The 10000-nt window shown below is 50.2% G+C and carries 10 protein-coding genes; 9 read left to right on the top strand and 1 reads right to left on the bottom strand.

What is annotated here, in order from left to right; translation table 11 throughout:
• From hisG to hisB, 4 genes are all read left to right on the top strand, one after another.
• Positions 1 to 713: ATP phosphoribosyltransferase (gene hisG, locus OB13_RS04170; RefSeq protein ID WP_461488889.1), on the top strand; the 713-nt coding region annotated here is incomplete at its 5' end.
• Entirely contained in the window at positions 713 to 2002 is a 1290-nt protein-coding gene (gene hisD / locus OB13_RS04165; protein WP_461488890.1) for a histidinol dehydrogenase, read from the top strand. The genes hisG and hisD, both read left to right, overlap by 1 nt.
• Positions 1995 to 3044, top strand: coding sequence for a histidinol-phosphate transaminase (hisC, locus tag OB13_RS04160; protein ID WP_461488888.1), 1050 nt, complete (start codon positions 1995 to 1997; stop codon positions 3042 to 3044). The genes hisD and hisC overlap by 8 nt, the downstream gene beginning before the upstream one ends.
• 90 nt (positions 3045 to 3134) lie before the next feature.
• Positions 3135 to 4229 (top strand): bifunctional histidinol-phosphatase/imidazoleglycerol-phosphate dehydratase HisB, encoded by a 1095-nt coding sequence (hisB, locus tag OB13_RS04155; protein WP_461488887.1) that lies wholly within the window; start codon positions 3135 to 3137, stop codon positions 4227 to 4229.
• Positions 4230 to 4299: 70 nt separating this feature from the next.
• Here hisB and OB13_RS04150 read toward each other — a convergent pair whose 3' ends face one another.
• Positions 4300 to 4707: a hypothetical protein gene (locus OB13_RS04150; RefSeq protein ID WP_461488886.1), complete on the bottom strand. Its 408-nt coding sequence runs from the start codon at positions 4705 to 4707 to the stop codon at positions 4300 to 4302.
• Between the two features lie 753 nt (positions 4708 to 5460).
• On the opposite strand from OB13_RS04150, the gene OB13_RS04145 reads away from it, so the two are divergent.
• From OB13_RS04145 to OB13_RS04125, 5 genes are all read left to right on the top strand, one after another.
• Positions 5461 to 6870 (top strand): anthranilate synthase component I family protein, encoded by a 1410-nt coding sequence (locus OB13_RS04145; RefSeq protein ID WP_461488885.1) that lies wholly within the window; start codon positions 5461 to 5463, stop codon positions 6868 to 6870.
• Position 6871: 1 nt separating this feature from the next.
• A complete protein-coding gene (locus OB13_RS04140; protein WP_461488884.1) occupies positions 6872 to 7435 on the top strand; it encodes an anthranilate synthase component II in 564 nt (187 codons plus the stop codon).
• 96 nt (positions 7436 to 7531) lie between these two features.
• Positions 7532 to 8542, top strand: a complete 1011-nt coding sequence (trpD, locus tag OB13_RS04135) for an anthranilate phosphoribosyltransferase (RefSeq protein ID WP_461488883.1) — start codon at positions 7532 to 7534, stop codon at positions 8540 to 8542.
• A 44-nt stretch (positions 8543 to 8586) separates the two neighbouring features.
• Positions 8587 to 9402 (top strand): indole-3-glycerol phosphate synthase TrpC, encoded by an 816-nt coding sequence (gene trpC / locus OB13_RS04130; protein ID WP_461488882.1) that lies wholly within the window; start codon positions 8587 to 8589, stop codon positions 9400 to 9402.
• Positions 9399 to 10000 (top strand): phosphoribosylanthranilate isomerase (locus tag OB13_RS04125; RefSeq protein WP_461488881.1); only part of this gene is annotated, 602 nt, incomplete at its 3' end. The genes trpC and OB13_RS04125, both read left to right, overlap by 4 nt.

Raw genomic sequence — 10000 nt, 5'->3', positions numbered from 1 at the left:
ACCTGCGGGATGATGACATACCAGGCTATGTAGCCGACGGTGTAGCCGATATAGGTATAGTCGGAGAGAATGTGCTGGTAGAAGAAGGCATGCAATCCCTGGCTGTCGAGCAGCTGGGCTTCTCAAAATGCCGCCTGTCGCTGGCGGTACCCAAAGGCGACGAGTACAATGACATCACGGACCTGGAAGGGAAGAACATCGCCACTTCTTATCCGAATCTGTTGCAGGCCTACCTGCAGGAGCGCGGGGTAAAGGCCAACATTCACACCATCAGCGGATCTGTAGAGATCGCTCCAAGCATAGGCCTGGCAGAAGCCATCTGCGATATTGTCAGCTCCGGCAGCACCCTGATCAGCAATGGACTCAAAGAGGTGGAACGCGTGTTTAATTCACAGGCAGTACTGATCGCTAACAATGACCTGTCTGCTGAAAAGAAAGCGATACTGGAGAAATTGCTCTTCCGGGTTCATGCCGTACAGCGTGCCCAGAAAGCCAAGTATATTCTGCTCAATGCACCCAATGATAAAATAGCGGAGATCAGCAATTTATTACCGGGAGCCAAATCCCCCTCCATTTTGCCTTTGGCAGAAGAAGGATGGAGCTCGCTGCACTCTGTTGTCAACGAAGATGATTTCTGGGAAATTATTGAAAAGCTGAAGGAGATGGGAGCACAAGGTATACTGGTAGTCCCTATAGAAAAGATGATCATATGATGCGCAAAATAGAATATCCGGTAGCTGCTGCGTGGCAGGAACTGGTGAAAAGGCCCACCAAAAATTATGAAGAACTGGAGGCAGGTATAGCACAGACCTTCAGGCTGGTGCGCGAGAAGGGAGATGGAGCATTGCAGGAGTTGGCACTGAAGTATGATGGCGTACAACTAACAAATCTGCTGGCGACAGAAGAAGAAATAGCCGCTGCAGAGTCTGCTATACCTGGCGAACTGAAAGATGCTATCCTGCAGGCGTACAGCAATATCCGGTTGTTTCATGCGCAGCAGTCAGAGCAACCCAAGCAGGTCGAAACCATGCCGGGTGTTACGTGCTGGCGCAAAAGTGTGGCGATTGAAAAAGTTGGTCTCTATATACCGGGTGGCACAGCCCCTTTGTTTTCGACGCTGCTGATGCTCGGGGTACCGGCACGATTGGCAGGTTGCCGGGAAATAGTGCTCTGTACGCCGCCTTCCAAAGAAGGCACCATTCACCCGGCCATTCTGTATACCGCTTCTCTTTTGGGAGTAACCAAAGTAGTGAAAGCCGGAGGCGCACAGGCCATAGCCGCCATGGCTTTCGGTACGGCAAGTGTACCGGCTGTTGATAAGATTTTTGGTCCCGGCAACCAGTATGTGACCGTGGCCAAGCAGATGCTGAGTAAAACCGGTGTGGCCATCGACCTGCCGGCCGGGCCATCTGAAGTGCTTGTTATAGCGGATGATTCGGCCAATCCGGCCTTTGTGGCAGCCGACCTGCTCTCACAGGCAGAGCACGGAGCCGACTCGCAGGTCGTACTGCTGACCAATTCTGCTCAATTGCTGAGCCAGGTGGAAGAAGAGTTGCACGCGCAGCTGGAAGTGTTGCCACGCAAAGAATTTGCCGCAAAAGCGCTTCAAAACAGCATGGGTATACTGTTGCAGGATGTGGAAGAGATGCTGCAGTTTTCCAATCTTTATGCGCCGGAGCACCTGATCCTGTCCGTCGATGGGTTTGAGGCGGTACTTGACCAGATCGTAAATGCCGGTTCGGTATTTCTGGGTAATTACAGCCCGGAATCTGCCGGAGATTATGCTTCCGGCACCAACCATACCTTGCCAACCAACGGTTATGCCCGGGCTTATAGCGGAGTTTCGCTGGACAGCTTCGTCAAAAAGATCACGTTCCAGTACATCACACCGGAAGGCCTGCAGAATATCGGCAGAACAATCGAGGTGATGGCTGAGGCGGAAGGTCTGGAAGCACACAAAAATGCAGTAAGTATCAGATTAAAGGAGGTAACTAATGTTTAACCTGGAGAAGATTGTGCGCCCCAATGTGCTGAAGATGAAAGCGTATTCCTCAGCGAGGGACGAGTTTAAAGGCGCGGCTAGTGTCTTTATTGATGCCAACGAAAATAACCTGGGCAGTCTGGCCGGTGACAACTACAACCGCTACCCGGACCCGCACCAGAAGAAGCTCAAAGCCAGCATTGCCGAAATAAAAGGAGTGAGGCCTTCGCAGATCTTCCTGGGTAATGGCAGCGACGAAGCCATTGATTTGTTGTTCCGGATGGTTTGCCGCCCGGGCCAGGACAGCATGCTCCACCTGCCGCCTACCTATGGCATGTATGAAGTATCGGCCAACCTGAACGAGGTGAAACTGGATGCCGTGCAATTGACAGTTGATTACCAGGTGCCGGTACAGGAGGTGCTGGAGCAGGTAAAACCTACGACCAAGCTGATCTTCATCTGCACGCCCAACAACCCGACGGGGAACAGCATTGAACGGGAAAGTATAGAAACCATCCTCCTGAGTTTCGAGGGGCTGGTTGTGCTGGATGAAGCCTACATTGACTTTGCCAATAGCCCGAGCTGGATCAGTAGACTGGATGAGTTCCCAAACCTGGTAGTGTTGCAGACTTTCTCCAAAGCCTGGGGGATGGCAGGACTGCGCTTAGGTATGGCGTATGCCTCGGAGGAAGTTATTTCCCTGATGGACAAGATCAAGCCACCGTACAACATCAACCAGGCCACACAAGAACTGGCACTGAAGTCGCTGCAACAGACCGAGCAACTGGCCTATATGGTGGAGGAGATCGTGCAGGAGCGTGAGATGCTGGTGCAGGCACTACCGACCCTGAAAACGGTGGAGAAGGTATACCCATCCGATGCAAACTTTCTGCTGGTCAAAGTAAAAGATGCCAATGGCCTCTATAACTACCTGCTGGAGAAAGGTATCGTCGTACGCAATCGATCCGGCTTGCCCGGTTGTGAGGGTTGTCTGCGTATTTCAGTGGGCACTACCGAAGAGAATCAACAGCTGTTCCAGGCAATGGCTAATTTTAGTATTTAGACAATAGTAGTTAGAGTTCAGACTGTAATTTTTACTCATTCAATCAAGAAGTCTATCGTCTAAAATCTAACTTCTAACATCTCTCATAACATGAAAAAAGCATTATTTATTGACCGGGACGGCACCATATTGGTGGAGCCCAAAACGGATTTTCAGGTAGATTCCTTCGAAAAGTTTGAATTTATACCCAAGGTCATCCGCAACCTCTACAAGATCTACTCGGAGCTGGAGTACGAGTTTGTGATGGTCACTAACCAGGACGGACTGGGCACCGATTCTTATGCCGAAGAAACCTTCTGGCCTTATCAGAACAAAATGCTCGACATACTCCGAAGTGAAGGAGTAGAGTTTGCCGATATCCTGATTGACCGCAGCTTTGAGCACGAAGGCCTCGAAACCCGCAAACCAGGTATAGGCATGATGACAAACTACCTTTCCGGAGCGTATGACCTGGCCAACTCCTATGTGATCGGCGACAGGATGACAGATATTCAACTGGCCAAAAATCTGGGAGCAAAAGCCATCTTCATAGGCGAGGAACCCGTAGCAGAAGCTGCTTTCAGCACCCATGACTGGGACGAGATCTATACCTTTCTGAAGCTGCCGCAACGCAGTGCCAGCATACGCCGCCAAACCAACGAAACAAACATTGCCATCGACCTGAACCTGGACGGTACCGGAAAAATGAACATTCATACCGGTCTGGGCTTCTTCGATCACATGCTTGAACAGCTGGCCAAGCACGGTAAACTGGATCTGGATATACAGGTGAAAGGCGATCTGCACATTGACGAGCATCATACCATCGAAGATACGGGCCTGGCTTTGGGCGAAGCATTCCTGGCAGCTTTGGGTGACAAAAAAGGGATCAGCCGGTATGGTTTCCTGCTGCCAATGGATGATGTACTGGCACAGGTAGCCATTGATTTCAGTGGCCGACCCTGGACAGTATGGGATGCAGAATTCAGGCGAGAGAAAGTAGGGGATATGCCGACAGAGATGTTCTACCACTTTTTCAAGTCCTTTAGTGATACCTCGAAGAGCAATCTGAACATCAAGGCCGAAGGGCAAAACGAACACCACAAGATCGAAGCGATCTTCAAAGCCTTTGCCAAGGCGATCCAGATGGCTGTGCAGCGGAATCCACTGGACAGCTCCATCCCAAGTACCAAAGGGACGCTGTAAGTATCGTTAAACAAAAGAGGGACTGCCACATGACAGTCCCTCTTTTGTTTAAGTACTTATAAATTAAAAATCAGCAGGCGCGTAGCCAGGTGCTGGCGGCCTCTATATCTTCAAATGTTCTGATATGGCTCATGTCTTCTGTATTCTTCAAAGCCTTGTCGGTAGAAAGCCGGCTAAAGGTGCTGGGCGAGTAAACCCAGGCAAAACATTCGCAGCCGGCTGCCTGCATACGCGGCATCCAATCCTGGCCCACCCATTTGGAGGCTCCTGACCAGATTCCTTCCACATTGGTGTTGTCATTTAATACTTTAGCGCATTCCCTTTCCTGCAAAAAATCCAGAATCTTTTCGCAGCCCGCGACCACACTGTCATAATTCTGATAGCCACGCCAATTTACGTACAACCAGTTATCGGTATAGTTGTACTCAATTAGGATGTTGTGTTCTCTATACAAAATTTCGTTTCTAACCAGTTTCATATGTGTGTTACTGTGGCGAAAGGGCTGCAAATCCAGCATTCATTTCCAGCAGGTTCCGGATAGAGTATAATTTCCAATCTGTTCATCAGGCTTCGATAAATGAAGCCTTCAGCAAGCCTGTAAGGATTTTTGATCAGCAAAAACTAGTCCTAAACGTTTTTCATTCACTAAAGAAATGCTAAGGCTGTGATAAAGAGCGCATTTGTGGGAAGCAATTAAATTTCGCAAGATGTACATTTCCCAAAAGTGGAAATATAGCTGCCGATCTTTCCCAACAATGTAATGGAAGATCGCATCGGGACGATGGGGTTACGCATCTCCGCCTATAGGATGAGTGAGCGCAGAAAACCAGGTATAGCCATCTGGTAAGGGCAAGATAGGAGGAGCGTATACCTGGAGGCCTTTTTAAATTTATACTGAGAAGAAACAGGTATGGTTTTAGAAATAAGCAGGCGGTTGCCCCAAAAGCTGGTCCATCTACCTGCCGGCAAAAAAAGCAGATATAATTTGTATTTGTTAGAATCGCCCGTAAATTTGTGAATCAGGAAGGTATAGAAATTCCTGAACAACAATTTTAAAAGAGACAATGATACAAACTCTTCATATGGCATGGTGGTGGCACGTTACTATAAGTATCGTGAACAGCCTTGCTATAACCAGGAAGATTTGATTTATAGCATTAACCCAAAGGTATAAAAAGCCTGCTGTTCACATGAATGGCAGGCTTTTTTGTTTTTACGCAATCCAAACCCGATGACCAAGTATAACATTACCACCACCTACAAACGTCTCCTGGCCGACATCCTGACGCCGGTAAGCGTATACCTGAAGCTGCGCGACCGCTACCCCAATAGCATTCTGCTGGAGAGCTCGGATTACCACGGTGCCGAAAACAGTTTCTCCTACATCTGCTGCAGCCCGATGGCCAGTATAAAAGCTGATAATGAAATCCTGACTGAGCTCTTCCCGGATGGCAGCACCCGCCAGACGCCCATCATCAAAGAAACGAATGTACCGGCGCAATTGTCAGCCTTTGCAAAGAGCTTTGAAGTAGAGAAGACGGGCTTTAGCTTCATCAACAACGGACTGTTCGGATACATGAACTATGATGCCGTCCGGTATTTCGAAGAAATAGACCTGAAACTGCGCCCCGAACGTCAACAGCTGCCCGATCTGTATTATGCGGTGTACCGCTACATCATCGCTATCAACCACTTCACCAACGAGGCCTACATTTTCTCGCACAGCTACAACCAGGACGATGATAATGGCATTGCACAACTCGAAGCCTTGCTGAACAGTCGCAATATTCCGAGCTATACCTTTAAAACCACTGGCCAGGAAGCTTATAATATCAGCAGCGATGGTTTTTTGAAGAACATTCAAAAGGCCCGGGAGCATTGCTTCCGGGGCGACGTGTTCCAGTTGGTGCTTTCCCGCAGATTTGAGCAGGCCTTTCAGGGAGACGAGTTCAATGTATACCGGGCTTTGCGCTCTGTAAATCCTTCGCCCTACCTGTTCTACTTTGACTATGGCAGCTTCAAGATCTTTGGCTCTTCGCCGGAAGCGCAACTGGTGATCAAAGACGGCAAAGCCAGCATTTTCCCGATTGCGGGCACTTTCCGCAGAACGGGTGACGATGCCGCCGATGCCGCGCTGGCCGAAAAGCTGCTGGCCGACCCCAAAGAAAATGCCGAGCACGTGATGCTCGTGGATCTGGCCCGAAACGACCTGAGCCGCAACGGACACAGCGTGGAGGTAGAGACGTTCCGCGAAATACAGTATTACTCCCACGTCATTCACCTGGTATCCAAAGTGTCGGGTCAAATGCATAGCCAGGAAGATTCACTACAGATGGTGGCCAGTACCTTTCCGGCCGGCACACTTTCCGGCGCGCCCAAGCACAGAGCCATGCAGCTCATCGATACTTATGAAACCACCAACCGCGCTTTTTACGGCGGTTGTATCGGCTTCCTGGATTTCAATGGCAACTTCAACAGTGCCATCATGATCCGCTCGTTTCTGAGCAAAGACTATAAGCTTTTCTACCAGGCAGGGGCCGGCATTGTGGCGGCTTCCGATCCGCAAAGCGAGCTGCAGGAAGTGGATAATAAACTGATGGCGCTTCGCAAAGCCTTAACCTTAGCACAGGAGATCAACTAATATGAACGTTCTGGTAATCGATAATTACGATTCTTTCACCTACAACCTGGTTCACCTGCTGCAGGAACTGGGCGCAGAAGTAACGGTGCGTCGCAACGACAAAACGACGCTGGAAGAAGTCAGCCGGTTTGATAAGATTCTGCTCTCGCCCGGCCCGGGTATACCTGACGAAGCAGGTATGCTGAAAGAGATAATACGCACTTTTGGTCCGACGAAGAGCTTGTTTGGCGTGTGCCTGGGTCATCAGGCAATAGGAGAGGTATACGGTGGTAAGTTGTTTAACAGCAACCAGGTATGGCACGGGATCGCGACGCCGGTTCGGGTTGTTTGTGAGCAGGAACCGCTTTTCACTGATGTGCCGAAGCAGTTCAATACCGGCCGCTACCACTCCTGGCTGGTGGAGCAGCAACTGCCCGATTGCCTGGTACCCACAGCGGTGGACGAAGCCGGCAACATCATGGCGCTCCGCCACAAAGCCCACGATGTACGCGGCGTACAGTTTCACCCGGAATCGATCCTGACGGAGCACGGAAGGGAAATAATTAAGAACTGGCTGTTTAATTAGACGCTAGACATTAGACTTTAGATAATAGACTTTTTGCAAAGTCATAAATCCAGAAAGAGTCTAACATCTAAAATCTAACATCTAAAATATCAAAAAATGAAAGAAATACTCAACCATTTATTCGAGCATAAAACACTGAGCAAAGAGCAGGCGCGGGAAGTGCTCGTCAACATCACGGGCGGCAAGTATAACCTGAGCCAGATCTCCAGCTTTTTGACCGTGTACATGATGCGCTCCATCACGGTGGAGGAACTGGAAGGCTTTCGCAACGCGCTGCTCGACCAGTGCCACCGCGTGGACCTGTCAGCTTATAACCCGATAGACCTGTGCGGTACGGGCGGTGACGGGAAGGATACGTTTAACATCTCGACCCTGTCTTCTTTTGTGCTGGCGGCCAATGGTATTCCTGTTGCCAAGCACGGCAACTACGGCGTGTCGTCGTCCTGCGGCTCCTCGAATGTGCTGGAAGCACTTGGCATCAGGTTCACCACCGATACCGATGCCCTGGAACGCAGTATAGCTACCTATAACATCTGTTTCCTGCATGCGCCCTTGTTCCATCCGGCCATGAAGAGTGTGGGCGCCATCCGTAAAGACCTGGCCGTGAAAACATTCTTCAACATGCTGGGACCGATGGTGAATCCGGCTTTCCCGAAGCTACAGATGGTAGGCGTGTACAGCCTGGAACTGGCCCGCATGTTCGGATACCTGTACCAGCAGCAAACCGATGTGAAGTATAGCATCATCCATACCCTGGACGGCTACGACGAGATTTCACTGACCAGCCCTTTTAAAGTGATCTCTGATAAGGAAGAATCTTTACTGGATGCGGGAGCGCTAGGCCTGCCCCGCCTGCAGCAGGAGCAGATCCTGGGAGGAGGCACCATCGAAAATGCGGCCCGGATCTTTTTAGATGTGATCAAAGGGGAAGGAACAGCGGCGCAGGAAGCCGTAGTAGCCGCCAATGCAGGTATGGCCATTCAGTGCGCAAGGCCGGAATACAGCCTCCTGGATGCTGTTGCTTTGGCTAAAGAAACACTTGCATCCGGAAGGGCTTACACCTTATTCAACAAGTTAATAGGAGACAAAGAACTGGCTATTGCTTGATCCTCTTCTCATCTCCACATCTCCTTATTTACAAATCAAAAGACATGAACATACTTGACCAAATCATTGCCCATAAGTATACTGAAGTAGCCGAACGCAAAGCTTTGTACCCGGTGAAACTACTGGAGAAAAGCTTATACTTCGAAACTCCCTGCCAGTCGTTGGAACGGTACCTGTTGCGCCCGGATAAGAGCGGGATCATCGCCGAGATCAAACGCAAGTCTCCTTCCAAAGGCGACATCAACCCGTATGTGTCGGTGGAGCGCACCTCCATCGGTTACATGCAGGCGGGCGCTTCGGCTTTGTCTATTCTTACCGATACGAACTTTTTTGGCGGCAAGAACGAAGACTTGATAACCGCCCGCAAGTACAACTACTGCCCGATCCTGCGCAAAGACTTTGTGGTAGACGAGTACCAGATCGTGGAAGCGAAGTCGATCGGTGCGGACGCCATCCTGCTGATCGCGGCTGCCCTAGAGCCGGCGCGCCTGAAAGAACTGGCTGCATTTGCCCGCTCGCTTGGCCTGGAGGTGCTGCTGGAAGTACACGATAAGGAAGAACTGGACGAGGCTTTCAACGAGTATGTGAGTGTAGTAGGGGTAAACAACCGCAACCTGAAAACATTCAGAACCGATATTGGCTTATCCTTTGAACTAGCCCAGTACATACCTGCTGGTATCACCAAGGTTTCCGAAAGCGGCCTGAGCCAGCCCCAGACGCTGGTCGAGTTGCAGCAGGCGGGTTACAACGGCTTCCTGATCGGAGAGACCTTTATGACCGATAGCCGTCCTGAGCGTGCAGCAGCTGCTTTTATTAAAGAATTGCGTCAGTTACAGGAGCTTAAAGCACAAACAGCATGAAAGTTAAAGTATGCGGCATGCGCCAGCCGGAAAACCTGAAGCAGATCGCAGCGCTTCAGCCGGATTTCATGGGGTTTATTTTTTACGAAGGATCCAAACGCTTCGCAGAGGGGTATATTACGCCTGAGCTTCTGGCCAATCTGCCGGCAGGTATAAAAAAAATCGGGGTGTTTGTAAATGAAGCGACTGACGTTATACTAGCCACCGCGCACAAGTATAAACTGGATCTGGTACAACTGCACGGGCGCGAATCTCCGAAGCAGTGCCAGGAGCTCAAGAATGCGGGTCTGGAGGTAATTAAAGCCTTTTCCGTAGACGATCGATTCGTGTTTGAGAACACCCTACTGTATGAAAGAAGCTGCGACTATTTCCTGTTCGACACGCGTGGCAATAACTACGGCGGCAACGGAACGGTCTTCGACTGGGAAATACTGAAAGGCTACCTGTCTGACAAGCCCTATTTCCTGAGCGGCGGCCTGAACCTGGAAAATTTGAAGAGCAAGGAGTTTGAAAAGATCCGCCCCAAGCCCTATGCCATCGATGTAAACAGCGGTTTTGAGCTGGAGCCGGGGCTAAAGGATGTTGGGCAAGTGAAGGA

Source organism: Pontibacter sp. HJ8, from assembly GCF_054824225.1.
Note: the sequence above shows the minus strand (reverse complement) of the source record. Positions and strands in the feature narration are given on the sequence as shown.

What these genes read in the sequence shown, in the direction of transcription:
- hisD (WP_461488890.1), top strand. Translation starts at nt 713, where the DNA reads ATGCGCAAAATAGAATATCCGGTAGCTGCTGCGTGGCAGGAACTGGTG.
- hisC (WP_461488888.1), top strand. Translation starts at nt 1,995, where the DNA reads ATGTTTAACCTGGAGAAGATTGTGCGCCCCAATGTGCTGAAGATGAAA.
- hisB (WP_461488887.1), top strand. Translation starts at nt 3,135, where the DNA reads ATGAAAAAAGCATTATTTATTGACCGGGACGGCACCATATTGGTGGAG.
- OB13_RS04150 (WP_461488886.1), bottom strand. Translation starts at nt 4,707, where the DNA reads ATGAAACTGGTTAGAAACGAAATTTTGTATAGAGAACACAACATCCTA.
- OB13_RS04145 (WP_461488885.1), top strand. Translation starts at nt 5,461, where the DNA reads ATGACCAAGTATAACATTACCACCACCTACAAACGTCTCCTGGCCGAC.
- OB13_RS04140 (WP_461488884.1), top strand. Translation starts at nt 6,872, where the DNA reads ATGAACGTTCTGGTAATCGATAATTACGATTCTTTCACCTACAACCTG.
- trpD (WP_461488883.1), top strand. Translation starts at nt 7,532, where the DNA reads ATGAAAGAAATACTCAACCATTTATTCGAGCATAAAACACTGAGCAAA.
- trpC (WP_461488882.1), top strand. Translation starts at nt 8,587, where the DNA reads ATGAACATACTTGACCAAATCATTGCCCATAAGTATACTGAAGTAGCC.